Origin of the sequence: Brevibacillus sp. FSL K6-2834 (assembly GCF_038592925.1) — a bacterium.
GTDB classification, from domain to species: Bacteria; Bacillota; Bacilli; order Brevibacillales; family Brevibacillaceae; genus Brevibacillus; species Brevibacillus borstelensis.
The window spans coordinates 2,796,751-2,822,608 of the sequence record NZ_CP151945.1 but is presented as its reverse complement, the minus strand read 5'-3'; the positions used below and the strand labels follow the sequence as shown (position 1 = coordinate 2,822,608).

The 25,858-nt window shown below is 51.2% G+C and carries 29 protein-coding genes; 7 read left to right on the top strand and 22 right to left on the bottom strand.

Going from position 1 to position 25,858, the window contains the following annotated elements; all coding sequences use genetic code 11:
- Positions 1-66: 66 nt before the first annotated feature.
- The 3 genes from NST96_RS13960 to NST96_RS13950 form a co-directional block, all read right to left on the bottom strand.
- Positions 67-1,491, bottom strand: coding sequence for an FMN-binding glutamate synthase family protein (locus tag NST96_RS13960; protein ID WP_003386743.1), 1,425 nt, complete (start codon positions 1,489-1,491; stop codon positions 67-69).
- Entirely contained in the window at positions 1,475-1,768 is a 294-nt protein-coding gene (locus tag NST96_RS13955; protein WP_024984873.1) for a hypothetical protein, read from the bottom strand. Before NST96_RS13955 ends, NST96_RS13960 begins: the two co-directional genes overlap by 17 nt.
- Before the next feature lie 194 nt (positions 1,769-1,962).
- A complete protein-coding gene (locus tag NST96_RS13950; RefSeq protein WP_024984872.1) occupies positions 1,963-2,682 on the bottom strand; it encodes a YebC/PmpR family DNA-binding transcriptional regulator in 720 nt (239 codons plus the stop codon).
- Between the two features lie 764 nt (positions 2,683-3,446).
- Between NST96_RS13950 and NST96_RS13945 the strand changes: the two genes are divergently transcribed.
- The 6 genes from NST96_RS13945 (at position 3,447) to NST96_RS13920 (ending at position 8,877) form a co-directional block, all read left to right on the top strand.
- Positions 3,447-4,223, top strand: coding sequence for an NUDIX domain-containing protein (locus NST96_RS13945; RefSeq protein WP_342406523.1), 777 nt, complete (start codon positions 3,447-3,449; stop codon positions 4,221-4,223).
- Between the two features lie 77 nt (positions 4,224-4,300).
- On the top strand, positions 4,301-4,855 hold the full coding sequence (locus NST96_RS13940; protein WP_003386748.1) for an isochorismatase family cysteine hydrolase: 555 nt from the start codon (positions 4,301-4,303) through the stop codon (positions 4,853-4,855).
- Positions 4,856-4,920: 65 nt separating this feature from the next.
- The gene (locus tag NST96_RS13935) at positions 4,921-6,555 is read left to right on the top strand and encodes a nicotinate phosphoribosyltransferase (protein WP_122958549.1); all 1,635 of its coding nucleotides are present in this window, start codon (positions 4,921-4,923) and stop codon (positions 6,553-6,555) included.
- 14 nt (positions 6,556-6,569) lie between these two features.
- Positions 6,570-7,214 (top strand): nicotinate (nicotinamide) nucleotide adenylyltransferase, encoded by a 645-nt coding sequence (gene nadD / locus NST96_RS13930; protein WP_003386750.1) that lies wholly within the window; start codon positions 6,570-6,572, stop codon positions 7,212-7,214.
- The gene (gene nadE, locus NST96_RS13925) at positions 7,214-8,047 is read left to right on the top strand and encodes an ammonia-dependent NAD(+) synthetase (RefSeq protein WP_031933015.1); all 834 of its coding nucleotides are present in this window, start codon (positions 7,214-7,216) and stop codon (positions 8,045-8,047) included. The genes nadD and nadE overlap by 1 nt, the downstream gene beginning before the upstream one ends.
- A 236-nt stretch (positions 8,048-8,283) precedes the next feature.
- Positions 8,284-8,877, top strand: a complete 594-nt coding sequence (locus NST96_RS13920; protein WP_003386753.1) for a YdeI family protein — start codon at positions 8,284-8,286, stop codon at positions 8,875-8,877.
- Between the two features lie 92 nt (positions 8,878-8,969).
- Here the strand turns inward: NST96_RS13920 and NST96_RS13915 are convergent, their stop codons facing one another.
- From NST96_RS13915 to NST96_RS13890, 6 genes are all read right to left on the bottom strand, one after another.
- Positions 8,970-9,230: a DUF2573 family protein gene (locus tag NST96_RS13915; RefSeq protein ID WP_003386754.1), complete on the bottom strand. Its 261-nt coding sequence runs from the start codon at positions 9,228-9,230 to the stop codon at positions 8,970-8,972.
- Positions 9,231-9,360: 130 nt separating this feature from the next.
- On the bottom strand, positions 9,361-10,182 hold the full coding sequence (locus NST96_RS13910; RefSeq protein ID WP_122958548.1) for a spore photoproduct lyase family protein: 822 nt from the start codon (positions 10,180-10,182) through the stop codon (positions 9,361-9,363).
- Positions 10,183-10,241: 59 nt separating this feature from the next.
- Positions 10,242-10,955 carry a 2OG-Fe(II) oxygenase gene (locus NST96_RS13905; RefSeq protein ID WP_024984865.1) on the bottom strand — a complete coding sequence of 238 codons (714 nt, stop codon included), beginning with the start codon at positions 10,953-10,955 and terminating at the stop codon, positions 10,242-10,244.
- Positions 10,948-11,484: a methylated-DNA--[protein]-cysteine S-methyltransferase gene (locus NST96_RS13900; protein WP_338461020.1), complete on the bottom strand. Its 537-nt coding sequence runs from the start codon at positions 11,482-11,484 to the stop codon at positions 10,948-10,950. The genes NST96_RS13905 and NST96_RS13900 overlap by 8 nt, the downstream gene beginning before the upstream one ends.
- The gene (locus NST96_RS13895) at positions 11,468-12,088 is read right to left on the bottom strand and encodes a bifunctional transcriptional activator/DNA repair enzyme AdaA (protein ID WP_338463470.1); all 621 of its coding nucleotides are present in this window, start codon (positions 12,086-12,088) and stop codon (positions 11,468-11,470) included. The genes NST96_RS13900 and NST96_RS13895 overlap by 17 nt, the downstream gene beginning before the upstream one ends.
- 295 nt (positions 12,089-12,383) lie before the next feature.
- Positions 12,384-12,908, bottom strand: a complete 525-nt coding sequence (locus tag NST96_RS13890) for an MgtC/SapB family protein (RefSeq protein WP_003386759.1) — start codon at positions 12,906-12,908, stop codon at positions 12,384-12,386.
- A 366-nt stretch (positions 12,909-13,274) separates the two neighbouring features.
- Here NST96_RS13890 and NST96_RS13885 point away from each other — a divergent pair, with 366 nt between their 5' ends.
- Positions 13,275-14,468, top strand: a complete 1,194-nt coding sequence (locus tag NST96_RS13885) for a saccharopine dehydrogenase C-terminal domain-containing protein (RefSeq protein WP_342406522.1) — start codon at positions 13,275-13,277, stop codon at positions 14,466-14,468.
- A gap of 278 nt (positions 14,469-14,746) precedes the next feature.
- Here the strand turns inward: NST96_RS13885 and NST96_RS13880 are convergent, their stop codons facing one another.
- The 13 genes from NST96_RS13880 to NST96_RS13820 all read right to left on the bottom strand — a co-directional run bounded on the left by NST96_RS13880 (position 14,747) and on the right by NST96_RS13820 (position 25,849).
- The gene (locus tag NST96_RS13880; protein WP_342406521.1) at positions 14,747-15,613 is read right to left on the bottom strand and encodes an SMR family transporter; all 867 of its coding nucleotides are present in this window, start codon (positions 15,611-15,613) and stop codon (positions 14,747-14,749) included.
- A gap of 80 nt (positions 15,614-15,693) precedes the next feature.
- Entirely contained in the window at positions 15,694-15,966 is a 273-nt protein-coding gene (locus NST96_RS13875; RefSeq protein ID WP_003386764.1) for a EutN/CcmL family microcompartment protein, read from the bottom strand.
- A 5-nt stretch (positions 15,967-15,971) separates the two neighbouring features.
- The gene (locus NST96_RS13870; protein ID WP_003386765.1) at positions 15,972-16,790 is read right to left on the bottom strand and encodes a hypothetical protein; all 819 of its coding nucleotides are present in this window, start codon (positions 16,788-16,790) and stop codon (positions 15,972-15,974) included.
- Between the two features lie 5 nt (positions 16,791-16,795).
- The gene (locus tag NST96_RS13865; protein WP_031933021.1) at positions 16,796-17,575 is read right to left on the bottom strand and encodes a phosphate propanoyltransferase; all 780 of its coding nucleotides are present in this window, start codon (positions 17,573-17,575) and stop codon (positions 16,796-16,798) included.
- A gap of 11 nt (positions 17,576-17,586) precedes the next feature.
- A complete protein-coding gene (locus NST96_RS13860; RefSeq protein ID WP_003386767.1) occupies positions 17,587-17,874 on the bottom strand; it encodes a BMC domain-containing protein in 288 nt (95 codons plus the stop codon).
- Between the two features lie 13 nt (positions 17,875-17,887).
- Positions 17,888-19,369, bottom strand: a complete 1,482-nt coding sequence (locus tag NST96_RS13855; protein WP_338461032.1) for an acetaldehyde dehydrogenase (acetylating) — start codon at positions 19,367-19,369, stop codon at positions 17,888-17,890.
- A 62-nt stretch (positions 19,370-19,431) separates the two neighbouring features.
- Entirely contained in the window at positions 19,432-19,710 is a 279-nt protein-coding gene (locus NST96_RS13850; RefSeq protein WP_003386769.1) for a BMC domain-containing protein, read from the bottom strand.
- A gap of 3 nt (positions 19,711-19,713) precedes the next feature.
- Positions 19,714-20,115 (bottom strand): BMC domain-containing protein, encoded by a 402-nt coding sequence (locus NST96_RS13845; RefSeq protein WP_228006811.1) that lies wholly within the window; start codon positions 20,113-20,115, stop codon positions 19,714-19,716.
- A 65-nt stretch (positions 20,116-20,180) separates the two neighbouring features.
- Complete coding sequence (locus NST96_RS13840) at positions 20,181-20,966, bottom strand: DeoR/GlpR family DNA-binding transcription regulator (RefSeq protein ID WP_003386771.1); 786 nt, start codon at positions 20,964-20,966, stop codon at positions 20,181-20,183.
- Between the two features lie 195 nt (positions 20,967-21,161).
- Positions 21,162-22,274, bottom strand: coding sequence for a 2-aminoethylphosphonate--pyruvate transaminase (gene phnW, locus NST96_RS13835; protein WP_003386773.1), 1,113 nt, complete (start codon positions 22,272-22,274; stop codon positions 21,162-21,164).
- A gap of 2 nt (positions 22,275-22,276) precedes the next feature.
- Complete coding sequence (gene phnX, locus NST96_RS13830) at positions 22,277-23,071, bottom strand: phosphonoacetaldehyde hydrolase (RefSeq protein WP_172920778.1); 795 nt, start codon at positions 23,069-23,071, stop codon at positions 22,277-22,279.
- Positions 23,072-23,087: 16 nt separating this feature from the next.
- Positions 23,088-24,788, bottom strand: coding sequence for a putative 2-aminoethylphosphonate ABC transporter permease subunit (locus tag NST96_RS13825; RefSeq protein ID WP_342406520.1), 1,701 nt, complete (start codon positions 24,786-24,788; stop codon positions 23,088-23,090).
- Positions 24,785-25,849, bottom strand: a complete 1,065-nt coding sequence (locus tag NST96_RS13820; RefSeq protein ID WP_342406519.1) for a putative 2-aminoethylphosphonate ABC transporter ATP-binding protein — start codon at positions 25,847-25,849, stop codon at positions 24,785-24,787. The genes NST96_RS13825 and NST96_RS13820 overlap by 4 nt, the downstream gene beginning before the upstream one ends.
- Positions 25,850-25,858 lie beyond the last annotated feature (9 nt).

Here is a 25,858-nt window from a genome sequence, read left to right as displayed (position 1 = left end):
TATGTATCTGCGGAGTAAGGAAATTCCACCCCGTATGATGGCTCTGGAGAAAAATAATTCATTCTGCTAGTGAAAAGTGGAAGGCTGTGTTTCTGCAAAGCGCTCTTCGGTCTGATCGAACACGGGTTTGGTTTCTTCGAAGAAACGATCTTGATTCTCGGGCGAAACGTACCCCAGTTGAATGCCGGTTGCTTTTGCGAGAAACGGGTCAAGCGTGCAAAGGTCAGCTTTGGAAATGTCGGATAAAGCGGTTTTTCCTGCTGATACAGCAACCAATTCCATTTCTGTCACACAAGCGTTGAGGTACCGAAACAAATTGGTCGACGCCTGGTCAATATCTAGCTGATCCGTCATTTTTCCCGTATAAACCAGCAAACTGGTGGGAGGTTCAAACGGAACCGACTTGACCATTTGTTCGCTCACGAGCGCCATGAGTGCTGCGGTGCCGATATAGACTGCATCTGCACCCAGTGCTATCGCTTTGAGCATTTGCCCCGGCGTTACAAGTCCACCTGTGGCCAGTAGACTGACATCCCGGAAAACGCCTTTGCGGGCAAAAAATTCTGTTGCCCTCGTGATCGCAAAAAGAGTCGGCAGCCCCACATCATCCTGAAGCGTCGGCGCTCCTCCATGGGTTCCACCCTCTGCTCCATCCAGCGTAACGAAATCTACCCCGGCCTCTACCGCAATTTGCAGCTCTTTTTCCAGGTGATGGGTTGCTGCGATTTTGAGCCCGACCGGTACACCCGTCTCATCCCGAAGCCGCCTGACGAGCTGAATAAAATCTTCTTTTGTATTTACCCCCGGAAGACGCGAATGAATAAGCGCATCCTCCCCTTCGCGAAGCTCAAAAACCTTTCGGTAATCTTCGCCGATGTTTTTTGCTGTTGTCCGCTGGTAGGCTGATCCCTGGGCGCCTTGTCCCAATTGAATCTCAATGGCATCCAGACGGTTGTACTTGTCAGGGGTATTCAACCAGCCGCCGCGATTGTATTGACCGATCAGCAAGCGAGCGGCTTCCCGCTCCTCCTCGAGCAGACCTGCTTCCCCTGTATTGGTCGCTGTCCCCGCAGCCGCAGCCGCCTTGGCCAACGCAATTTTTGTACTCTTGCTAAGCGCCCCTCCAAACGACATCGCTGCGATCATGATCGGCATGGAGATGGTCAATGGTTTTCGCGCGCGGTGGCCGATCGTGACAGAAGTCTTGATCCCTACATTTTCTGGTGTTGGAAAGCGGAATAAATGTACGGGATTAAACAAGATTTTCTCCCACGGGGAAAAGTGAAGGTGACTGCCAAGCGGACGAGGGACGGGTGTTCCCTGGGCAGCCCGCATCGCGATTTCCATAAGGTTGATCGGTCCAACCTTTTTCGTGGCAGGCACCATCTCAAACAGGTTTTCAATGTATTGATCCCTCATCATTCTCGTTACTGCTTTATCCACCGTTTCGTTAATAGCCGAACGGATGAAGTTTTCAATGAGTCTCAGCACGTTGCCCACTCTCCCCCGGTTCACCACCGTCTAGTGCGTTTATGAGCCCCTCTAATTTTTGGGTCATCGCCAAGCACATGTGCTTCATGGTGCCAAGCTGGCGGGCAGCATTCTGTTCTTCCACGGCAATATCGACCAGGTTTCGGTCATCGAAATTCGTGAGCTTTTTGTAATGGTCGTGCTCAATGGTAGACAGCGTTCCGGCCATCGTTTCGATCCGATTCAGCTCGGAATGGATATACGAAAGCGTGTTCTTCAGTTCTTGGTTGGCATTCATTGCATGGCACCTGCCCTTTCCATTTTGTTTATACATTAACCAATGTTTGTAAGTTCTATGCTTTTTTTGTCCTGAGCAAATAAAAAAACCGTCCCCTCTTTTGAAGGGACAGTTTTTCGATTCTTATATGAAATATCGAGTTGATTCAGTTGGCTTGCAAGGACGTCCCTTTCGCCGGGACCGGCGCCAAGCATTTACTCCGCCAAATCTACATTGTGGTACACCTGCTGGACATCATCCAGATCTTCCAGTGCATCAATCAATTTTTCAAATTGAGCTTGCGCGTCTTCGGGAAGTGTCACTTCATTTTGCGCGAGCATGGTCAGCTCTGCAACGGTAAACTCAGTGACGCCGGCATTTTTGAACGCTTCCTGTACGGCGTGAAACTGGTCTGGCTCCGCGTAGACGATCACCGATCCGTCTTCGTCCAGAATGTCGCGTACGTCCACATCCGCTTCCATGAGCAATTCGAGAACTTCTTCCGCAGTTTTGCCTTCGACACCGATAACGGCAGTTGCATCGAACATATAGGCTACCGAACCGCTCACGCCCATGTTGCCGCCATTTTTATTAAAGGCTGCACGGACTTCGGAAGCAGTACGGTTTACGTTGTTGGTCAGTGCATCGACGATGATCATCGATCCATTTGGTCCGAAGCCTTCATAACGCAGCTCGTCGTAGCTTTCTTCGGAACCGCCTTTTGCCTTTTCGATGGCCCGGTCAATGATCGCTTTCGGTACGCTGTACGTTTTTGCGCGCTCAAGCACGACCTTCAGGGCGCGATTGGATTCCGGGTCCGGTTCTCCCTGTTTGGCTGCAACGTAAATTTCTTTACCGAACTTTGCATATATCCGACTGGTATTGGCATCCTTTGACGCTTTTTTTTCCTTGATATTGTTCCATTTACGACCCATAATGTCCCACTCTCTTTCGACGGTTTCAAATTAAGGCTGCTCCCCTCAAGAGGAGGTTCATAGCAACGAAATGATTGCTGACAAAAAAATACTAAATGAAAGATATCCAGTTCACAAGAGGAAATTATAAAACAATGCCGGAGCAGGGATGTTTATAAAACCGGCTATGCCTGAAACTGAGCGGCGGAAAAATATGAAATGGCATACCTCCTGAATCTGCAGCCAATTCAAGAAAGACGGTACCTATTATAACATAAACAGAATGGCTCTCTCTATCAGAAGCCTCGATCGCTTTCCTTTCGGTTCGCAGCAGATTGTTTTTCTTGCATTCCTAAAAAATGCCCTCTGAATGAAGGCGCTTTTCTCAGTCCGAGCATAATGGCACTATCATTTTCCGCGAATCCGGTTCATATTTTACGAGCAGCACCGGAATATGAGCATGCTGCACGACAGCTTGACCGCTTTTTCCAGTGCTTTTTTGGCTAACGCCGATCCATCGAAAGGCATCAAAATTTTGTTGCATAGCATGCCGATCACGGCCTTTCTCATTGCGTCTAGGAGCATCCTTTCTTTGCTATTCTACCATAGACATACTCTTACGTTTACGTTAACGTCAATAAAAAGATATGCTGTCACTACCGGTCTACTACTCAATAAAGAAACATAGAATAAAATCATATGGTGTTTTTAACCATACCGTATTGACAATGTAATTTACACCTTGTAAAATAAAGCCAAGACGATGCAGAAAGGAGGAGACAATTTTGAATTCTGCATCCGTTTCAAAGCCGGTCTTTCGATCTCCGGACGGTCTGCCTACCGATATATGCATTTTTACAATCACATCCGAGCCCAGAAAAGATACAAAAAACAAGTCGCTTCCGGAGAGAAAGCTGAAGATCCTGCTCATCCAGCGCGATCCGAAAAGCGACCGGTTTCCAGGCTACTGGGCTTTTCCCGGCGGTTTTTCCAATGAACACGAGACTCTCGACGCTTGTGCCGAGCGGGAATTGAGAGAAGAAACCCACATCCTGAACGAAAACGTCCATATCGAACAACTGAAAGCCTACTACACTCCGGGAAGAGATCCGGGAGGCTGGATTCCCACGGTCGCCTACTACGCTCTGGTGAACGAGAAAAGCCTTTCCGGTTTTAAAGCGGATGACGACGCAGTTGATGCTCGCTTGTTTACAGTGGAAGAAGCCTTGTCGATGAAGCTTGCTTTTGACCATAACAAGATATTGGAGGATGCGCTCAAACGCATCCAGGAAAAAATGCTGCAAACCAACATCGCCAAGGAATTCCTGCCGGAAGAATTCACGTTATCCGAGCTGCTCCAGGTCATCGAAACGGTAGTGCCGACATATACAGTGGATAGATCAAACTTTGAGAAAAAATTAGTGGGCACCAAAACGAGAAAAGGGATCATTGAAGTCGCCCGGGACTCGCAAGACCGGATCAAATATTCGAATGAATACTCGCAAAACAAGGCGAAACTGTACCGTTTTACGGACTACGTCCCCTTTTTAACGATCTATTAGTCCATCTTTTTTTAAGTAACGATAAGGTTATTTTGACAATATCAAAAATACATTTTGATTTTCGGGAGGTCATGATGATGAGCAAAAAAGCGTTGATTGTCATCGATTATACGAATGATTTCGTTGCTGCAGACGGTGCCCTGACTTGCGGAGAACCGGGACAACACATTGAGAAGCGGATATGCGAGCTGACCAATGAGTTTCTGCAAAATGGAGATTATGTCGTCATGGCTGTGGATGGCCACAAAGAAAACGATCCTTACCATCCGGAAACCGCCCTCTATCCCCCGCACAATATCATGGGCACAAAGGGACGCCATCTATATGGAGCGCTGCACGATCTCTACCTGGAAAATGAAGCGGCGATTTACTGGATGGACAAAACGAGATACAGCTCCTTTGAGGGAACAGATTTGGCTCTCCAGCTTCAGGCGCGGGGCATCCGGGAAATCCATCTTGTCGGCGTTTGCACGGATATTTGTGTTCTCCATACTGCCGTTTCGGCCTGGTATCTTGGGTACGAGGTAGTCATTCACGAGGATGCCGTGGCAAGCTTCAATCCTGCCGGTCACGAATGGGCATTGGGTCACTTTAAAAACCAGATGGGCATGAAGGTTGTATCGAAAGCTTGACCAGGGGAGCCTCCTCTCCCCTCTCTTACAACTCCCTTTGCCGGAGCAGAAAGGATTGGGAACGGATGAAAAGGACCATTTTTGATGCGATTGATCCGAAAGTATATCGTTTTGTCCATATTTGCAATTCCTGCAAGCAACCAAATTTTCGCATCTCGGATCAGGTGAATCCCTGCTCTGCGTGCGGCCAGACGGCAGACTTCGAGATTCTGCCCTTCTTCGATCCTTCCAGAGATTACGGTCTCGACGTAGACGAATACGCGATCAACATGATGTATGCCCTGTACAAGAAGGGCTTGCACCAAACGCCTGTCGTTTTCGACGACTTCTACCGCAAGGCGCCTTTTGTAAAACCGGTTGGCGACCATACGGGAGAGCTTGGCGGATACGTCGCCTTTTGCGGACTTCACCAGCTGATCGACATCGTAGAAAATCTCTACTTCAACGAGAGCGACATCGAATACCTCCGCAGCAAGCAACTGTACGATGAAGAATTTCTCGCTGAACTGCGCTCGCTGCGATTCACTGGTCAGCTTTATGCCATGGAAGAAGGCCAGATCGTTTTTCCGAACACGCCCTATATCCGGATTGTGGCCCCGATCATGGAATGCGTCTGGATTGAAGCCCAGCTTCTGAATACCGTGAACAGCGAGTCTCTGCTCATGACCAAGGCTTCGCGGATTATGACTGCGGCCGAAGGTCAGACGGTCATCGAAATGGGCAAAAGAAGAGCCCAAGGACGTGACGCCTCCGTACAAGGAGCCCGTGCCGCCTATATAGCGGGATTCCATTACTCTTCCAACATGAAGGCAGGCAAACAATACGGTGTCCCGACAACCGGAACCCATGCCCATCTGTTCGTGCAGTTTTTCCCGAATGAACTAGAAGCGTTCCTTGCATTCGCAGAGGTGTTTCCGGCGAAAAGCATTTTGCTGGTCGATACCTTCGATGTGCTCGGGTCGGGTATTCCAAATGCGATCAAGGTCGGCAAGATCATGCAGGAACGCGGTCACAAGCTGAGCGGGATTCGCCTGGACAGCGGGGACCTCGCCTTCTTTTCCAAAAGAGCCCGGAAAATGCTCGATAATGCCGGCTTGCACGATGTCAAGATAGCCGCATCCAGCGATCTGGACGAGTACACGATCACTTCCCTCAAATATCAGGGAGCCAAAATCGACATATGGGGCATCGGCACCAAGTACATCACCGCTTACGACAGCCCGGCACTCGGCGGCGTCCACAAAATCGTGGCCCGCAAGACGGAAAAGGATTGGATGGCATTGATCAAAATCTCCGAAAATATCGACAAGATCCTGAATCCGGGCATTAAAAAAGTGTATCGGCTGTACGATCAGGACGGAATGGCCAAGGGCGACTACATTTGCCTGGAGCATGAAGAAATCGGGCATGTCAAAGAAATTGTGCTGAAGCATCCGACGAACCCGTTAAAGAGCAAACGCGTGGTCAATTTTCGGGCTGTCCCCTTGCTCGTCCCGATCTTTGAACACGGAAAGCGGGTTTACAAAACTCCGACACTCGAACAATCCCGCCGTTTCCATCTGGCACAGAAGAATACGTTTTGGGAGGAGTATTTGCGCCTCGACAACCCGGAGGTGTACCCGGTATCGTTGTCTGACGAATTGAAAGAGTTGAAAGAGAAGCTGATCCACGAAAAAAGGCAATTTGCTCTTATGGAATAAGGGAGGATTCGACCATGCGACGAATCGGTATATACGGCAGCAGCTTTGACCCCATTACGTATTCCCACATGTTTACGGCAGCTGCGGTAGCGAGCCGCAAGCGCCTCGATAAGGTGTACTTTACCCCCTGCTCCTCCATGCGCAGAGACAAGATTCTGCAAACGGAAGACCGGCATCGCGTCAAAATGCTCGAGCTTGCTTTGGGAACCTGCAAAAACAAAACCAACCGATTCGGGGAGCCTTTGTTCGAAATCTCTTTGGTTGAAATGAATGCGCTCCCTGGCGAAACCTATACCTATGACACCATGGAGCACTTTCGCAAGCAGTTTCCGGACGACGAGATTTTCTTCATCATGGGCGCCGACCTGTTGGAAGGATTGTCCCGCTGGGGAAATGCAGAGAAATTGGTGAAAAACCACAAGTTTATTGTCATGTCTCGGGAAGGCTATCACATGGATGACTTGATCGCAAAGGACCCGCTGCTCAGAAACAATGACGAAAACTTCCTCACGATGTCAAAAGGCATCAGTATGGGCATCAGCTCCAGCTATATCCGCGGAGAAATTCGCAATGGCGGCGATCCGAGCTTCCTGCTTCCCGACCTGGTACTCGACTACATTTACAAGAATCAGTTGTACACGAAAGAGGTTGGCCGCTAATGAACAGGAACTTGACAAAGCAAGAGAAAATCATAGAGAGCTTGCATGTTCGGGCAACGATCGACGCAGAGGAAGAGCTGCGCTTTCGGGTGGATTTTTTAAAAGAATACCTGTTGAAAACAGGTGCAAAAGGATATGTGGTGGGGATCAGCGGCGGGGTTGATTCTACGCTGACCGGCTATATGGCCCGGGTTGCCTGCGATGAAGCAGCCAAGGAGACGGGCAAGGAATACCGATTTGTCGCTGTCCGCCTCCCCTACGGCCAGCAGTTGGATGAAGATGATGCTCAAAAAGCAATAAGATTCATTCGTCCACATAACACGATTACGGTAAACATCAAGCCCGCCGTCGATGCTTCCATGGAGCAATTCCAACTGGCGACCGGTGCGGCTCTCTCCGATTTCCACAAAGGGAACACAAAAGCGCGTGAACGCATGAAGGTCCAATATGACATAGCTGGCCATTTCGGCCTCCTCGTCCTGGGCACAGATCAGGCGCCGGAAGCCGCTACAGGGTTTTTCACGAAATTCGGAGACGGTGCAGCCGATGTCGCCCCCATCACCGGGTTGACGAAAGGCCAAGTGCGTCAACTACTCCAATACGTGGGCGCACCGGAGCATCTCTATATGAAAACCCCTACTGCCGATCTCGAAGACAACCGGCCGCTGCTGCCCGATGAGGTCGCACTTGGATTCTCTTACGACGATTTGGATAAATACTTGACGAATCAAGCTGTATCAGCCGAAGTGAAAGAAAAGATCGAACGACAATATGACGTGACCATGCACAAGCGCAGCCTCCCTGTGACTCCTTTTGACAGATGGTGGAAATGAGCAGGAACCTCCGGAGATAATGCGAAGCCGGAGGTTCTTTTTTGTAAGCCGTCTCGCTGTGGGCAGTTATCTGCAAAGTACGCAAGATTATGATTGAGATCATGCTTCCGAGTGAGGTAGAATTTGGAATGAAATAAAATTGGCGGTCCGAAAGATTACAGAAGAGAATTGAATGGATCAAAAACGGTTATTCTTGACTGTCAGCTCAACGAGAAATTGATGAGGGGTGCTCCTTGATGGCAAATAGCAAATTGAATCCTAAGGTTGACGAATTCGTAAGCAAAGCGGAAAAGTGGAAGGCAGAATATGAAAAGCTGAGAAATATTGTTCTTGACTGTGAGCTGACAGAAGAATGGAAGTGGATGCATCCTTGCTACACGTATGAGAATAAAAACATAGTGTTAATACACGGATTTAAAGAATACTGCGCGCTTCTGTTTCACAAAGGTGCCTTGCTACAGGATACCCATGGGATTCTCGTTCAACAAACGGAGAATGTACAGGCGGCTCGCCAGATTCGGTTCACCAATGTTGAAGAAATCATTGAACTGGAAACCGTCTTGAAAGCCTATATTCATGAAGCGATTGAAGTTGAAAAAGCCGGTTTGGAAGTGGATTTTAAAAAGCATACGGACTACAGCGTTGCGGAAGAATTTCAAATGAAACTAGATGAAAACCCTGCCTTGAAAACTGCTTTTGAAGCATTGACGCCGGGACGGCAAAGAGCCTACCTTCTTTATTTTTCATCACCCAAACAATCCAAAACGCGAGCGTCAAGGGTAGAAAAATGTATACCGCAAATTCTCGATGGAAAAGGATTGAATGATTAACGACTACAATCGTCCGTTTATTCGACTCTCACACGGTGAAAAGGCTTGGCAGCATGCACCAAGCCCTTTCACCGCAACCGTTTCTACTATTTTCAGTGCTTCTGGTTTTTTGTTTGGTTCCACTGCTTGATTTGCTCAATGATTCCCCGGATCTGGTCGCGCGCTTCGAAATGTTCCGGCTCGCTCGCCCAATGTTGAACCAGCGGCGGCATCGCTTTTGACATATGTGTATAGAGGCACCAGATCTTTACCATTTCCACGCGCTCTGGCGTTGCTTCTCCCGTCAACAGTTCAGTGAATTTGTAGAGGAGCTCATCAAGCTCTGGAACGAGCGGCGTTTTTTTATCGTCCATGCAGTTACCCTCGCTTTCGGCATTCAACGTTTATTCCTTCGCTTTATTTTACGAAATATTGCTCCCTGGGAAAAGGTTATTCCGGACGTGGGTAAAGATCTGTATGAAACATGCTCCTTCCTGCCCCTGATTAAAACGGGGCAAAGCCCTTTTGACTTACGAAAACCTGATGATCGGGAAAAACCCGTCTCATTCTGTCGTAGACGATTCGATAAGCGGACGGGTCGTACCATTCTTCCATCCCAAGTTCTTCGTACAATGCGCGAATCCCCAATCTTCCCGTGCGTCTCCCGCCGCTGCCGTCCCCCATAAAATAATCATCGACGCAGACACGGCTGACCAAAGACTTCAGCTTTACGGGGAAGTCTTCGCTGCTGGGAAGTAGCGGTGCAATCGTCGCCTGCGTCGGCACACCGGCATCTGCTAGTTCCTGCAGCGCTTTTAATCTTGCTGCAATGGGCGGAGCGCCCGGTGTAAAGTGCTTGCGTATTTCCTCCAGGTCCGTTTCTACGGTCATGCTTACCCGAACACGATCCTTGAGCTGCAATAACAAATCGACATCTCTGGAAACAAGCGGACTGCGGGTTTGCACAAAAAGAAAATCAGGCGGCTCCTCTGTCATGACCTCGAGCAGGGATCTCGTCACTTTTTCCCGATACTCGACAGGCTGATAAGGATCGGTGCTCGAGGACATGAATATCGTTACCTCGCCTTTGGCCTTGGCTTTGCGAAGCTCCTTGTGCAAAAGCTCCGCAGCTTCCTTTTTCACATCCACCCAGGTTCCCCATTCAGCGCCGCGAAACGTCGAGACGGGCATCTGACGCACGTAACAGTATGAGCATCCAAAAGCACAGCCAGTATAGGGATTGAGAGAGTGGCTGTAATCGGATAGAAACCCTGTCCCTTTGTTAAGCAGCGATTTGGGGTACTTGTAGAATAACTCGCTTTTCATGAAGACTCTCCCCTATTCCTGATACGCCTCCTCCTTTTATCATACACGATACGTTGTGTTTACTTGGCATCGTGAAAAATGATCCCGAGACTGTACCTCGTTCCCGAGGCAACCGTGCTGACTCCGTGCCGAAGCGTAGTCTTGTAGTACCCGCGCGTTCCCGGGACTGGACGGTGGTTCGTCGGGAAAATAAGTCCCGCGCCCTGCTCCAGACTGATCGCGTGACCTCTGCTTTGCGCTCTTGGCCTCTGCTCTACCAGGAGGAACTCTCCTCCCTTGTAATCCAGCTCTTTTTGATTCAAGGCAAGCACGACCTGAAACGGGAAGAATACTTCTCCGTATAAATCCTGGTGCAGACAGTTGTATCCGCCTGATTCATACTTCAGAATCAGCGGTGTTGACCGCACTTGCCCCTGCTGATGGCAGCAGTCGAGAAACTCGGGCAGCGTATCCGGATAGACGATGCCGTGGCCTAGCTGCTGGTGCCAGCGATTCGCAGTTTTCGCCAGCTCAGGATAGAAGCCGTGACGGAGTGTTTGCAGCAAATCGGGAAGAGGAGCTTGGTAGTACTTGTACTCTCCGACCCCAAATCGGTATCTGGCCATCTTGATTGTGCTGCGAAAATGGCTCTCTACCGTATAGGTTTCGATGATTTCCCTGCATTGTTCTTGTGTCAAGATGCCGGGAACTACAGCATAGCCCTGCTCGTCCAGCGTCTGTTGCGGCGTATCCCAATCCAGAGCAGAAATTCGCTGTGCGAGACGATCAGGCATATGTCGGACTCCCTTCGGATTTTTCCAACTGCAGCAGCTTCGTTTTCACATCCAAACCGCCCCGGTAGCCGGTAAGCGATCCATTTTTTCCGATCACCCGATGACACGGTACGGTGAATAGCACCGGATTCGCGCCAATCGCTGTCCCGACCGCCCGGACTGCTGCCGGTTTTTGGATACGCAATGCAATATCTGAATAGGTGCTGGTCTGCCCGTAAGGAATTTCGCGGAGCGCGTTCCATACAGCGAGCTGAAACGGCCTGCCAGAAACATCAAAAGGGATGGAAAAGCTTTTGCGGATGCCTTGAAAATACTCGATCAGTTCTGCTGCATACGGTTGAACTTTTTCATCGTCTTGCACCAGTGGGCTCCCGGAAAAATGCTTTTCCACCCACTCTCTCATTTCCTCCAAAGGCTGATTCGGTGTCCCCACAAAGCAAAGTCCCCTGGATGTCGCGGCCAGGTATATTCTCCAGTTTTCATGAACCAACAAGGTCCAGTAAATCGTCTGATCAGTTTTCGCGTTCATAGTGCAACCTCCCCGTTTCCGATGCTTGTTTATGCCGGTGCCGATACTCGGTAGGCGTCGTCCCGGTCATTTTCTTGAACAGTGTTACGAAATAAGGCGTACTGGACATACCTACAGCAAAAGCAATATCCGTTATCGTTTTATCCGTATCGGCCAGAAGCTGCTTGGCCATGTTCATGCGCAACTGCTGAACGTATTCGCCGGGCGTCATTCCTTTTACCCGCTTGAAGGTGCGGTGCAAATGATACGGACTGCCGTGGCACATTTCCGCCAAGATTTCCAGTGTTACATTTTCACTGAAATGGCTGTCAATGAAATGCGTAATTTGATCGACCCACTCGCTGTCGGGCAAACGCTGTCCAGTCGGCTTGCATCGCTTGCATGGGCGAAAATGGGCTGCCAGGGCTTGCTGCGCGTTTTGAAAGATCCGGACATTTTGTTTATTCGGAGGCCTGGATTTGCAAGACGGCCTGCAAAAAATACAGGTCGTTTTGACGGCGTAAAAAAACTGAAAATCGTAGGAAGCATCGTTGTTTATGATGGCTTGCCATCTTTCGTCTGTTAGCTGTCCCTCGTCGGCAGCTATTTTTGCATCATCCGCCATTGGAATGGAATGATGCTTTGGTTCATGTCCGCCTATGTTTGCCATCAGCTTCACCTCCACCATCAGTATAACCTCGCCGATTGTCGTCTGTACGCAATTCCGAATGGAAAAGCAAGATATTGAAATCGTTCCAGCCTGCAGCGGCAGTGTACTTACTCCATCCAATAAAAAGCAAAAGCATCTCTGTCCCCCTCTGCATGGACTGTCCAAACAGACGGGTGAGATGCATTCCCCTTCAGACGAGACGAGCATTGCTTGTTCAGACTTGCGGGCAGGCTAGATACAGTCTACATGACTACATGACCTCCTGCCGCTTTCCTTCGTGTGTTTTGACTCCCTCTTCTTCTATCCGCTTATGATGATTCTCTTCAAAGCGCAGACTTACCCTGGCCAGGGCGAAAGAAACGATCACGGAAAAAATGACGATGCCGTAAAAGCCCGCACCGATTCCGATCCCGATGCCACCCGCAAAGAAAATCATCGCAGCAGACGTCAGTCCCTTTACCTGCAAGCCGTTTTTCAGAATCACGCCTGCGCCCAAAAAGCCCAAGCCAGTCACGATCTGAGCGGCCAGACGCATCGGATCCATCATTGTCCCGCTGTTCGGGGAGCTGTACAGCTTTGTGCTGTAAATGGAGACCAGTGTGATCAGCGTGCAAGCGACGGATACATACATATACGTCTTTAACCCGGCAGGCTTGTTCTTATGGGAGCGGTCCCACCCGATAAACATTCCCAGAACCGCACTGATGATGACACGCAGATACATCTCCAGATTCATGATGACATGCTGCTCATAAATAACCTGCAGATATTCCATGTTCACACCTTCTTTTTTGCTATTCAGGCATTTGCTCAAAGGCAATACCTTATCCTTATGATTCGGAGCCCTGTCATATGAAGACCATCGCGTTCTATTGGAAGAATGGGCAGGACAGGGGTAAATATACTGAATTTTTCGTTTATTATATCACAGGGTATGCTTGTTTTGTTGTTTTTATTTGGGATAAATCATTTGTTTTAAAAAAATATGTGTTTTTTATTCTGTTTTCACGTAAACAAAGGACAAAAAAATAAAATACACAATACATTTACAATTAAAAACAACACAAAACCCAAGCGGTGTGCTATACTAAAAATCAGACAGGAAAAAGAATTACTATTCAGATAACGAGGAGGCTTCGTCATGAAGGTACTGTGTTTAGGTGGGGCAGGACGAATTTGCCGGGAGTCCATTCTCGATCTGGTGCAATACTCCAGCTTCGAGAAAATCACAGTGGCGGATTTCAACGAGGAAGAAGGCAGAAAAGTCGTTGAATGGCTGAATGATCCCCGTGTCGATTTTGTCAAAATCAACGTTTTGGATCATGAAGACACCGTAAACAAAATGAAAGGCTACGACATCGTGATGGATGGCACCACCATCACCCTGAACGGCCTCTCCACTGCCTGCATCGCAGAAGCGGGGTGCCACGGAATCAATCTAAACGGCTTCGGTGCCGAAGATGAATCCGACGAGGTGTTTAGGCGAAATGGCAAGACCTGCGTACCGGGCTTTGGCATGACCCCCGGGGTTACGCAAATGATGGCCATGCATGCAGCCAATCAGCTCGACACAGTCGACTCGGTCCGTGTCAGCCACGGTGCATTTCGCCCCATCGCCTTTTCCCTTTCGATCACAGAGACGACGACCTATGAATACGACCCTCACCTTCCAGGCCGCGTCGTCTACGAAAACGGCGAATTCGTGCAAGTGCCTCCGTTCGCCAGACCACGCGAAATTCAATTGCCTGAACCGTACGGAAAAACTGTCCAGTACATCATCCCGCACGCAGAGACAAAAACGTTGGCCAAAGCACTGGCAGACAAGCAAGTGAGGCTCATCGAGGTACGTGGAACGTGGCCGGCGAAAAACATGCAGCTCGTGCGGGCGATGTACGACTGGGGCATTATGCGAAATGACAAAATTACTGTCAACGGCGCAGAGATCGGAATTCTTGACTGCATTGGCGAATATTTGTTCCATTCCAAAGAAGGTCAGGAGACAGAGCTGTACGGCTACTCTTTGCATGTTGAAGTGATCGGAACGAAGGATGGCAAAAAAGTACAGCATGTCCTCTATCACACCCACCCTGCTTCTGACGGCTCTGTTCCCGGTTGGGAAAAACTGCGCGCCTACACCCGCAACGTCGGCATTCCGATGGCGATTGCCACCGAGTTGATCGCGAAAGGAAGGGTAAAAGGAACGGGTGTACTGATTCCGGAAGAAGCGTTCAACCCTGCAGAGATTTTCGCCGAGCTGGAAAAACGGGGCATCCACATGCACGAGGAAGTAACGCAACTGGGTGCGGAAAACGAATCTATGTCTGTGATCCTGTAGCATGAGCCTGTAAAAAGACAGAGCACTCCCTGGAGCTGCAGTTCCGCCTTGGACTGCAGTTCCTTCTTGGGCACAGTTCCTTCTTGGACACAGTCCCTTCTTGGACACAGTTCCTTCTTGGACAGCAGTTCCTTCTTGGACAGCAGCTCCTCCTTTAGGCTGCACCTCGTCCCCGTGGTTTCAAAGCGGCAAAACAAAAGCAGGTACTCCCAAAATTCTCGGGGGTACCTGTTTTTACTTGGGAGTTTGGCTCTTGCTTTTTCGAGGGACAGACATCGTCAGCTCAGCTTGATAATGAGGACGCCGCTTAGAATCATGGTGATCGACACCCATTTCACGATACTGACCTGCTCTTTCAGCCAAATGACGCCGATGAGAGTGGCAAAGACGATGCTGATCTCCCGTACAGATGCCACGTACGTGACCGGCGTTGTTTGCATGGCGTAGACCGCGAGCGAATTGGAGATGAACACAAACAGCCCGCCCGCTGCTGTTTGGACCGGATACCGTTTCACCAGTGACAAGTAATCGGTTTTCGTCTCTGTTCTTTTGTCGATCATCCATTTCCCCGCGAACATGCCGATGAAGACGACATATTTGAACAGCAAGCCAGACATCATGGCGGCTCCCATCCCGTCGATCATGCTGCTGCAGGCCGAAAAAGCGCCTGCCAGGAAGACCCATTTCATCCTGCTCCAGTCCGTCAGCAGGCTGCCCAGTTCTTTTGGCGAAAAGCTCTTTTGATTCATCATGAGCACCCCCATGACAATCATGGTAATTCCGATTACCCCTGTCCAAGCGATCGTGGCTCCGAAGAACAAAAAGCTGAGGATCGTGGTGACAATAGGCGCAGTGCCTCGCAATACCGGGTAGGCATGGCTCAGGTTGTTTGTCTGATAAGCTTTGGCCAGCGCGACAAAATATAGAACTTCCGAACAAGTGCTGAGCAATAGCCATTTGACCGCTGCAGGAGGAAAGGGCGACGTGGAGAAAAGATACACAGCCAATGGCAAGTAAAGGATGACAGAGACGCCCAAGATCAAGGTAAAAAAAGAATCGCGTTCTTCAATCTGCTTGGAAACCGCGTTCCAGACCGCGTGGCACAGAGCGGCAAACAACAGAACGAGCAAAATGGTGGTGGACATCCTTCTCCCAGCTCTCTTTTTCAGATTGCCGAAGCAAATAAGCACAGGTGCAGCCTGTGGAGACTACACCTGAAAAGCCGTTACCCTTCTTGCACTTCATAGGAGTCGACGATCCCCACGATGACGGCATCGATGGGGACATTTTTATGGGCAAAGATGTTTTTCGCCGGAGTGCCGCGCGATACGATGACCCGCTCGCCCATTCCGGCTCCGATGCGATCGGCCGCGATCACCGTTGGCCCGCCCTCGTTTTCCTTCCAGTCTATGGGTTGGACAATCAGCAGCTTCAGATTCTCCATGCCCTCTTCTTTTTGCGTAGACCAGACGCTGCCAATCACTTTTCCCAGAAACATGGCGGTCACCCTTTACCGACATAGTGAACAGCGATCCCTCTTTCCTTGAGCAGATCCATTGCCAAGGGAGAAACAATTGCTCCCTGTTCCAGGATCAATCTGTTTTCAGGGAAGTCTGGCTGCGACTTTACCCATTCGGCTGAGATCAGCTTTCCACTGCCCGGCAGCAGCTTGCGCAACCCACCGGGGAGCTGATCCGACTCTTTTAAAGCTTCTGCCTGTCTTTTTGACGTCCATTTTCTTACAGCCGCATTGGCCAATTCTCGTTGCGGGAAAAATTCGACGCCCAGATCCTTCATCTCGCTCACGTGCCGCTCAAACAGCTTTTGGTACGCGGCCGGCAGTGACAGTGTCTTCAGGCAGCGGCGGTCCGAGCGCTTGATTCCAGGCACGTCTTCCCCGACCAGCACGAATTTTCCCAAGACGAGCGCGGAAAAGATGATCTCTGCCTTGATGGTGCCCTTCAATCCGGCGGCGACCCGGGCCGCGTTGTCCAGATCGATTTCCGGGACGATCACGCCGTCGTATTCTTTCGGCAATTCCAATGGGGCTGGCGCGTACTCGTCCGCAGCGATGATTTTGCCTGCGCCTCCGCATTCAATGCGATGCATGCCAAGCCAGGACGAGGTTTCCCCGTCGAGAAACAGGATGTCGTGGCAAATCCCGTGATTCTGCAGCGCTATAAACTGGTCGGCAAACGTCTCATGTGCCGTGCTGTCGCAAAAGATGAACAGCAGCTTATGCTTCTGCAGCTTTTCCTTCTCGGCTTGCATCGATGCCAGGAGCTCGCGTGTGATCGATTCGACCAGCTTTCTGACCTCCATTTGCTTCACCTCCCTGTAGAGGACAGGAGCTTGCCGTTTTTACCGATGACCTCCATCTCGTCTCCCGTCCGCAGGTTGGCCGCATTCGCCTCGTCCTGGTCGATGTGCAGGTCGAGGGCGAACGCCGGATCGATGCGTACGGCTACATCCGGAAAAATGATGGAGCGTTCACCACTGAGCCGCAGAATCAGGCTGTCGCCCTGTTTCACATCGAATGCAGCGGCGTCATCGGATGACATGTGCACGTGGCGTTTAGCAACGATGACGCCTTGTTTCAGCACGACACATCCGGCAGGGCCGATGAGCGTAATGCCAGGCGTCCCGTCAATCGACCCTGAAAGCCGGATAGGAGGATGGACACCCAACTGATACCCATCTGTCTTTGATATTTCCACCTGGCTTGCTCCCCGAGCCGGTCCGAGTATGCGCACGCCCCTGATCAATCCCTTGGGGCCGAGCAATGTCACTGTTTCTTCTGCGGCAAACTGACCGGGCTGGGACAAAGGACGCATCGGCGTCAGTTGATAGTCAGGGCCAAACAGTTGTTCCACGTCTTCCTGCGAAAGGTGGACGTGACGGTTTGATACGCCTACAGGAATAACCAGCCGATTTTCCGGCCCCCGTGAAAATGAATCCGGCGACTTGCAAGGCTCCAATTTGATCCCTCTCCCCTTTAGAAAGTCAACAGCGGCCGGGGTCAGCTTGTCGTTTTCATGCAATGGATAAGGGTTGGGAATACCCGTACGCAGCATGGCCCGAAGCGTCGCTTCCGTAATAAAGGCCATAGGCTATGTCATCACCCTTCGCCCTTCGGGAGGATCAGCTCAATGTCGGTATGCGGCCGGGGGATGACGTGTACGGAGATGAGCTGCCCTACTTTTTCTACGGCAGCCGCCCCCGCATCCGTCGAAGCTTTTACGGCACCGACATCTCCCCGAACCATAACGGTAACCAGCCCTCCTCCGACATGGACTTTTCCGATCAGCTTTACATTTGCCGCTTTGACCATTGCATCAGCTGCTTCGATCGCCCCGACCAAACCTTTTGTTTCTACCATTCCGAGCGCTGCCATTTCTCCTGCCATCCTTTACGCCTCCTTACCTGCCGGTTGTCTGCAGCTCCAGCAGTACGCTTTTGATAATCTCCGCTATTTCTTCCCTCGTGATGGCGGCAGGAGGGGCCGCAGAGACAGCGGATGCTTGCGCTGAACCGGACGCTGTATCCAGCTTCATTTCACGGATGCCAAACGCTACCCGTTTTACATTGAGCAAATGCTGAGGGCCGATATTGTCAGATGTGACATTGTTGCCAAGGGAACCGCAGCCTAGTGTAAGCGACGGCATGATGCCTGTCGTAGCTCCGATTCCGCCAAACGTCGTCCCCGAATTGACGACAATCCGCGATGCAGGCTGTCCGAGAGCAAACCTCTCGATCACTTGCTGCTCCTGGCAGTGAATGCCCAGCGTATGCCCCAGTCCGCCAAGCGCTAGCAGACGGCTGCACAGGCGGCTGGCTTCCTGCCAATCCTCAACGGTATACAGCGCTAAAATAGGGGCCAGCTTTTCGACAGAGAACGGATATTCTCTCCCGACCTCGCTTTCTTCGGCGACGAGCAGCTTGGCCTCCGGCGGCACCAGGATACCGGCGAGTTCGGCAATGGCCTGAGGCGGCTTGCCGACGATGGCCGGGTTCAGACCGTTTCCTGCCAGGATGACGGATGCAACTTTTTTTGTTTCATGTTCATCAAGAAAATATGCGCCCTGCTTTTTCAGTTCGGCTACAACCTTTCGCTTGATCGCTTTATCGGCCACCAAGGCCTGCTCGGAGGCACAGATCGTGCCGTAGTCAAACGTTTTGCTTTGGACGATTTGGCGAACCGCGACAGGAATGTCGGCACTCGTGTGAAGGTATACAGGGACATTGCCCGGGCCGACGCCAAATGTCGGCTTCCCCGAACTGTATGCAGCCTTGACCATCCCCGTACCGCCTGTCGCCAGGATGACGTCGGTGAGGCTGTGGCGCATCAACTCTAGCGAGGACGCCATGGTCGGCTGGCTCACGCAGCTGATGAGTCCTGCCGGAGCACCCGCCCTCTCTGCGGCGGCCTGCATGAGCTTTGCCGTCTCTGACGAGCATTTTGCTGCTGATGGATGAGGACTAAAGACAATCGCATTGCCTGACTTCACCGCGATCAACGACTTGTAAATCAGTGTCGAGGTCGGATTGGTTGATGGCAAAATGCCTGCAATGACTCCGACAGGCTGGGCTGCCTCCCAAACCTGGTTTTGTTCGTCCCGCCGAATGATCCCAACCGTTTTCATATCTTTGATCGCCTGGTAAACATCGTTTGCGGCGAACAGGTTTTTTACTGTTTTGTCAGCCGCTTTGCCGTATCCCGTTTCTTCCACAGCCAGGGCTGCCAGTCTGCCCGCCTCCGCCTTTGCCGCTTCGGCCATGCTTTCTACGATCTGATCGATTTGACTCTGCGACATGCCAGCCACCAGTTGCTGTGCCGCTTTGGCCTTTTCCAAACAGTGCCGCGCTTCCTGGACCGATTGCAAATCAACGTCTAGCATCACGTGTACCGTCACCTCTTTTCAGCCGTTTGCAAATCTCTCGCTTTTCAGAAAAAAAGTGTTCGTTATCCTTCCAGCTTGGGCAGGATCAGCTCAATATCGGAGTGCGGACGCGGGATCACGTGCACCGAAACCAGCTCGCCGACTTTTTCCGCCGCGGCAGCACCTGCGTCTGTCGATGCTTTCACTGCCCCCACATCACCGCGAACCATAACCGTTACGAGTCCGCCACCTACATGAACCTTGCCGATCAGCTTGACGTTTGCCGCTTTGACCATTGCATCGGCCGCCTCTACAGCACCGACCAATCCCTTTGTCTCCACCATTCCCAATGCGTCACCCATGATTCATTCCTCCTTGCCGGTTTCATTTGGATTTTCCTTTTTTGCGTTGTTCTGTTTATCGGCCGTCTCTTTGCTCGTCGACCTTCCTGCTGGTTTGGCGCCCGCTGGTCCCTTCTTTTTGTCCAACCGCTGTAAAACCATCTGCAATACTGTCTGATCAGGCCGCGGAATCACTTGGGAGTGACGTAGCTGGCCAATCCGTCTCGCTTCCGCTTTTCCAACAGTCACGGCTGCTGAGACCGATGCAACATCGCCGACAATGTAAATCGTGACAATTCCCGCGTCTGCCCCCTGATACGTGACACAGCGGACATCTGCCGCTTTGGCCGCGGCATCTGCGGCGGCGACTAGCGCAGGAAAACCGACCGTCTCGATCATTCCGAGAGCGTATCCACCACTGAGCATACCTTCACCCCGCTTTTTTCCATCATCACTCTAACCGAATGGTGAAGCGGCATCATACCCTCCGCTCACTCACCGACAATCCAATTGACGCCTCTTTGATCCAGCTCGTGCCGCCACTCTTTGGGTGCAGGAACGTCACTGATCACACTGTCAATCTCCTTGAGATCGGCCACTTTATAAAACGTACTGATTCCGATTTTGGAGTGATCCGTCAAGACGATGATCTCCTGAGAATGTTCGATAAACCGCCTCCCCAGCATTGCTTTGTCGGCATCATAGCTGGTAATCCCTTTGTGAGCCAGAATCCCGTCGATCGAGATAAAAGCCTTGTCGACAAAAAAGTTTTGCATCATTTTTTCCGCAAGCGTTCCGACTGTTCGAAAATGCTTTGACTGTACCTTTCCGCCGATAAAGTATACCTCTCCGGTGAACAGCTCCCGGTTCAGATAATCCATCAGAACATTCAATGCCGGTACGGAGATGGTGAGAATTTTGAGATTCTTCTTATTGATTAAATAGCTCAACATATGCAGCGTTGTCGTACCGTCATCGATCACGATTGCGTCGTTGTCCTGCACCAGTTTGGCTGCCGCCCGGCCGATCTTTTTCTTTTCCTCGGCGTGCGACACCTCTCTCGTCAGGTGGGACGGCTCCTCCCGGTCGTAGTTGATCTTGACCGCCCCGCCGTAAACACGTTTCAGCTTTTTTTCGCTTTCCAGCTCTTCGAGATACCGCCTGATCGTCTCCGAGGATACTTGCAGCTTTTCCACTAGTTCGTTCGTTCGCACTTTTCCGGCGTAGTTCAGTAGATGGATGATGACTTCTTTGCGCTCTTCACCCACCAGAGACATGGATAAAGTCCTCCTGTCTGCATGAGCAATTTTCCAATTGGCAAGGATTGTTGGTTTGATCCGGGTTCAGTCCTTCGAGCTTGGTTAAAGCAACAGAAATATAGGAAAATACATATTCCATGCATGTGTTATATTGTTTTTACTTGGTCCTATGGGTGAAAAATAAGCCTCTTCGCTGTTCACCAAGAGGGCCTGTTACCAAAATCGGTTTTTATCGATCGCTTCTACCAGCCGCTTCATGTCATGCGGATACACCTCGCCAATATTGCCGATGCGGAATGTGTCTGCCAACGAAATTTTTCCTGGATAAATCACAAAGCCTTCCTTTTTCAAGCGCTCATAAAAGCCGTGAAAGGTAAACGCTGCGCTCTCCGGATAGTAAAAGGAGGTAATGATCGGCGACTGGCTTGATCTTGGCAAAAGTGTCCGAAAGCCGATCTGCTCCATTCCATCAACCAATGTGCGTTGGTTTTCCCTGTACCGGATCTCCCGCGCTTTTACGCCACCTTCCTCCTCCAGCTCCAGCATGGCCTGGTAAAAGGCGCGGACCACATGCGTCGGAGATGTATACCGCCACTTGCCATTGTAGGTTTCCATGGTCTCCCACTGATCGTACAGGTCAAGCGAAAGGGAACGGGCCCGCCCTTTGCATTTTTTCAATTCCTCCGTCTTCGCGAGGATAAAACCAAAGCCAGGCACTCCCTGGATGCACTTGTTGGCGCTTGAGATCAAAAAGTCGATTTCCAGTTCAGCGGCATCAATCTCAACCCCGCCAAAGCTGCTCATGGCGTCCACAATGAGCACCTTGCCGAATGCTTTTGCGATCTTGCCCACTTCAGCGATCGGGTTGAGCATCCCGGTCGTCGTCTCGCAATGAACGACGGCTACGTGCGTAATCTCCGGATCGCCCTCCAGCACTTCCTGCAGCTTCTCGGGCTGCGTCTGCGACACTTCGCCAAAATCGATCACCAGCGTGTTGACCTTGAGCACCCGGGCAATCTGGACGATCCTGTTTCCGTATGCGCCGTTGGTCAATATGAGCAGCTTGCCATCGTCCGGGACGGCGGAACCGATGACCGCTTCCACGGAAAATGTTCCGCTCCCCTGCATCAGCACAGACGTGTAGTCGTCGTGGTTATTGCCAGCCAGTCTCACCAGCTTTCGCCTGATTTCCTGCACCAGATCGTTGTATTCGTCATCCCATGTGCACCAGTCCCGCAGCATCGCGGCCTTTACTCCTTTTGACGTGGAAAGCGGTCCCGGTGTGAGCAGCAGATACGGGTTATCCGGCAACTGAGTGATCTTCATGGTCATCTCTCCTTTTGCGCAAGGCGCAGATTGATTTTGGGAATCAGCGTATCCAGCTCGCCGATGCTGTCTATGACGTAATCGGCTCCGGCCTCCTTGAAACGCTTGGCTACGGCTTCCATCCTGTCTGCCAAAAGATCGGGGTCGCACTCCAGGACTTCCCTCTCCGTCATTCCGAGTTCACTGCTTCCTTTGATAACTCCGACTGCCCAGGCGCCGGCATTGACTGCCTCCCTGATGTCACTGGTCGTATCGCCTACCTTGATCACGTGCTTCATCGGAAACACGCCGAGGTTGATCGCATTTTGATAGCACATCCACGGGTATGGCCGCCCCGCAGGCATTTCGGTGGGCGTGACCAAGGAATCGGGCGCGTATCCGCGTTTTTTCGCTTCCGGCGCGACGATGGCCATCATTTCTGCGGTATAGCCTGTAGTTGAACCGATTTTGATGCCTGCCCGCCGCAAGCGGTCCACCAGCTCCAGCACACCGGGAATCGGCGTCGTATAGTTTCTCAGGATGGAGAAAAGCATCGGTTCGAAATCGGCGTAAAGCATGTCGACATCCTTTTTCTCCGGGTATCTGCCGTACTTCTCTTTCCATAAGCCCGCAATCCGCTCCATCTGGCACATCGTGTTGATGTGGTCCCACTTGAGCATGCCCATCGGCTCCCGAGCCTCTTCATGCATCACCTCGATTCCCTTCTTTTTGAACACCTCCAGAAAGACGTCCAGTGGCGCAAAACATCCGTAGTCAACCGTAGTTCCAGCCCAGTCAAAAATTACTGCTTGAATCATTTCCTCTCTCCCACCTTTATCTTTTTTGCCATGCCTCCGTTTTCTTTCTCACCTTTCGGGTGCCGATTTCGTAGACGATCCGGACGACGATGTTGGTCGCCACGATCAAGACGGACATCGCAGCCGCTGCGGCAACATCACCGGCGTCATCCATGTTGACAATGGAGACGGAAGCCAGCTTGAAGTCGGCGGAGTAGAGAAAGACGACGGCAGAAATAGTAACCATGGAGTTGATGAAGTAGTAGACGGCAATCTCCAAAATGGCTGGCAGCGACATGGGGACTGTCACCCGCAAAAAAGTGATATAGAATGGCACGCCCATCGATTCGGATGCGAGTTCAAATTCCTTGTCCAGCTTTTTCAGCGCAGTCGTCGCCGTGATGAACGGAACCGCGTAGAAGTGGACGATATTCGCGATTACGAGGATGAGCACAGTGCCGTAAATCCAGTTCAACGGGTTGTTAGGATGGTTGAAGAAGAAAATGTACGCAAGCCCGATCACCAGCCCGGGCAGGGCGAGCGGCAGGATGGAGAGAAAGTACCCTACCTGGCGCATCCCCTTGAGAAACCGCGTTTTCTCGATGATATAAGCGTTGACAAAGGTGATCACCGTTCCCGCCACCGCACTGTAGAAGGCGACGAGCAAGCTGTTCCAAAATGGCTGCATTCCCTCCCCTGCTACTTTTGTAAAGTCGAAGTGGGTAAGCGTCATGCTCAGATCATAGGGCCAGACCTTTACAAGCGAAGCGAAGACGACCGTACCGAGCATGATGAAGATCGAAGCTGTAATCAGTGAGCAGTAGGCAAAGAAAGCATGATCCCGCCACCTTCTCGGTGTAATCTTGTACGGCGTGGACTTGGCTGTGACGGCTGAGTTTTGCTTCCTCTCCACGATCCGGTCGACGATAAATGCGAGAATCGCAGGCAAGATCAGGATAATCCCCACAGTGGCCCCCATCGTCGTATTTTGTTGGCCAATCACCTGCTTGTAGATGTCCGTGGCCAGCACGTTGAATTGACCGCCCACCACTTTCGGAGCGCCGAAGTCGGTAAAGCTCAAGGTAAAACAGACGAAGATCGCACTGACCAGACCGTACTTGACATTCGGCAGGGTCACCGTTAAAAACTGGCGGAGACGGCTCGCCCCCATCGTCTCCGCCGCCTCGTACAAATTGTAGTCGGCAAATGCCAGCGAAACGGCCATGATCAGGTAGGCCTGCGGAAACGTATAGATTACTTCCGAGATAATAATCCCGAGCGGTCCGTACAGCTCCATCTCAAAGCCGGGCAAGAGTCCGAAAAATCCCGTCGTGAGAATTCCCTGGTTGCCAAACAGATAGGTAAGTGCGATCCCGTGCATCATCGTCGGAGCAAACAGCGGCAGCATCGCGGCATAGCGAAAAAATGTCTTGCCTCTCATGTCAGTCCGCGTCAGGGCAAATGCGTACAGAAAAGCCATAGCCACAGAAATGATCGTCGTGATCCCGGACACGTACAAGGTGTTGGTAAACGACTGGACAAGAGCAGGTGTGGCAAAGTAATGGACAAAGTTGGAGAAGCCGATGTATTGGCCGCTCTCGTCGAGAAATGCTCGGCTGAACAAATCGCCCAGCGGCATCAGGACGCTGATGAACAGGACGATCACGATGCCTGTGATCAGAATTTTCTGAATCAACTCATCCCTGCCCATCTTCTGGCGGACGGTTCTTGTGCTCATCGCTGGTCACTCCCCGTCTTTTTCGCCACGGCTGCCTGATCAAACGAGATCAGACTTTCGATCGGCATTTCGAAAGCGACCCGCTTATCCCGGCTGAGCCCCAGACGGTTTGTTTGGCCCACAGGAAGGTCCATCGTGACGAGGTGGGGAAGAATGCCGTCCTGCTCGCTTGTGAGCTGCAGTGTGACACGGTAAAAGGAGCCGCGAAATTCCATGTCTTGGACGATGGCCTTCTGGCTGTACTCCGCTTCGGGTTCCATCAGGTGAATGTTTTCCGGGCGAATGGCCAGAAGGCGGTCCTCTCCTTTTGCATGACCGGAAAAAACGGACGGTTCCAAAAAGTTGATGGCTCCTACGAAATCCGCAACGAACGGGCTGTTCGGCTTTTGATATACCTCCTGGGGAGTTCCTACCTGAACCACTTCCGCGTTGTTCATCACGACGATCCGGTCAGTCATCGTCAACGCTTCTTCCTGATCATGCGTCACCATGATCGTCGTAATGCCGATTTTTTCATGCAGATTCCTCAGTTCCCGGCGCAATTTGAGGCGAACCTTGGCATCCAAAGCCGAAAGCGGCTCATCCAGGAGCAGAAAATCCGGGGACAGGGCGATGGCCCGGGCCAAAGCGACACGCTGCTGCTGGCCACCGGACAGTTGGGAGGGATACTTGTCGCGAATATGCTCCAGATCGATCAGCGCCAATACTTCCTGCACTTTTTCCTGCACTTCTTTTTTGGAAAGCTTTTTGGCCTGAAGTCCATAGGCGATATTTTGAGCCGCCGTCAGGTTGGGAAACAGGGCGTATGACTGAAACATCATGCCAAAGTTGCGCTTTGCCGGGGGGAGGGCTGTAATGTCTCGGCCACCTACGAATATCCGGCCATCCGTTGGCTGCTCCAACCCTGCCAAAATACGGAGCAGTGTGGTTTTCCCGCATCCGCTTGGTCCGAGCAGGCAGATAAACTCGTTCTTTTTGATGTCGATGTCGATGGACGTGAGCGCTACAAACTTGCCGAACGTTTTCCTGATTCCCTTGATGGAAAGATATGGATTTGCCATACGTTCCTC

Bases quoted from the DNA above. Each gene is read 5' to 3' on its own strand.
- NST96_RS13940 (WP_003386748.1), top strand. From the start codon at position 4,301: ATGAGCAAAAAAGCGTTGATTGTCATCGATTATACGAATGATTTCGTT.
- NST96_RS13870 (WP_003386765.1), bottom strand. From the start codon at position 16,790: ATGGAGGTCAGAAAGCTGGTCGAATCGATCACACGCGAGCTCCTGGCA.
- NST96_RS13850 (WP_003386769.1), bottom strand. From the start codon at position 19,710: ATGGGTGACGCATTGGGAATGGTGGAGACAAAGGGATTGGTCGGTGCT.
- NST96_RS13905 (WP_024984865.1), bottom strand. From the start codon at position 10,955: ATGCCTGATCGTCTCGCACAGCGAATTTCTGCTCTGGATTGGGATACG.
- NST96_RS13875 (WP_003386764.1), bottom strand. From the start codon at position 15,966: ATGTTTCTGGGAAAAGTGATTGGCAGCGTCTGGTCTACGCAAAAAGAA.
- NST96_RS13920 (WP_003386753.1), top strand. From the start codon at position 8,284: ATGGCAAATAGCAAATTGAATCCTAAGGTTGACGAATTCGTAAGCAAA.
- NST96_RS13895 (WP_338463470.1), bottom strand. From the start codon at position 12,088: ATGGCGGATGATGCAAAAATAGCTGCCGACGAGGGACAGCTAACAGAC.
- nadD (WP_003386750.1), top strand. From the start codon at position 6,570: ATGCGACGAATCGGTATATACGGCAGCAGCTTTGACCCCATTACGTAT.
- nadE (WP_031933015.1), top strand. From the start codon at position 7,214: ATGAACAGGAACTTGACAAAGCAAGAGAAAATCATAGAGAGCTTGCAT.
- NST96_RS13845 (WP_228006811.1), bottom strand. From the start codon at position 20,115: ATGCTCAGTGGTGGATACGCTCTCGGAATGATCGAGACGGTCGGTTTT.
- NST96_RS13950 (WP_024984872.1), bottom strand. From the start codon at position 2,682: ATGGGTCGTAAATGGAACAATATCAAGGAAAAAAAAGCGTCAAAGGAT.
- phnW (WP_003386773.1), bottom strand. From the start codon at position 22,274: ATGAAGATCACTCAGTTGCCGGATAACCCGTATCTGCTGCTCACACCG.
- NST96_RS13910 (WP_122958548.1), bottom strand. From the start codon at position 10,182: ATGAAAAGCGAGTTATTCTACAAGTACCCCAAATCGCTGCTTAACAAA.
- NST96_RS13955 (WP_024984873.1), bottom strand. From the start codon at position 1,768: ATGAATGCCAACCAAGAACTGAAGAACACGCTTTCGTATATCCATTCC.
- NST96_RS13880 (WP_342406521.1), bottom strand. From the start codon at position 15,613: ATGTCCACCACCATTTTGCTCGTTCTGTTGTTTGCCGCTCTGTGCCAC.
- NST96_RS13820 (WP_342406519.1), bottom strand. From the start codon at position 25,849: ATGGCAAATCCATATCTTTCCATCAAGGGAATCAGGAAAACGTTCGGC.
- NST96_RS13860 (WP_003386767.1), bottom strand. From the start codon at position 17,874: ATGGCAGGAGAAATGGCAGCGCTCGGAATGGTAGAAACAAAAGGTTTG.
- phnX (WP_172920778.1), bottom strand. From the start codon at position 23,071: ATGATTCAAGCAGTAATTTTTGACTGGGCTGGAACTACGGTTGACTAC.
- NST96_RS13915 (WP_003386754.1), bottom strand. From the start codon at position 9,230: ATGGACGATAAAAAAACGCCGCTCGTTCCAGAGCTTGATGAGCTCCTC.
- NST96_RS13825 (WP_342406520.1), bottom strand. From the start codon at position 24,788: ATGAGCACAAGAACCGTCCGCCAGAAGATGGGCAGGGATGAGTTGATT.
- NST96_RS13890 (WP_003386759.1), bottom strand. From the start codon at position 12,908: ATGGAATATCTGCAGGTTATTTATGAGCAGCATGTCATCATGAATCTG.
- NST96_RS13840 (WP_003386771.1), bottom strand. From the start codon at position 20,966: ATGTCTCTGGTGGGTGAAGAGCGCAAAGAAGTCATCATCCATCTACTG.
- NST96_RS13865 (WP_031933021.1), bottom strand. From the start codon at position 17,575: ATGGCCTTTATTACGGAAGCGACGCTTCGGGCCATGCTGCGTACGGGT.
- NST96_RS13900 (WP_338461020.1), bottom strand. From the start codon at position 11,484: ATGAACGCGAAAACTGATCAGACGATTTACTGGACCTTGTTGGTTCAT.
- NST96_RS13935 (WP_122958549.1), top strand. From the start codon at position 4,921: ATGAAAAGGACCATTTTTGATGCGATTGATCCGAAAGTATATCGTTTT.
- NST96_RS13885 (WP_342406522.1), top strand. From the start codon at position 13,275: ATGAAGGTACTGTGTTTAGGTGGGGCAGGACGAATTTGCCGGGAGTCC.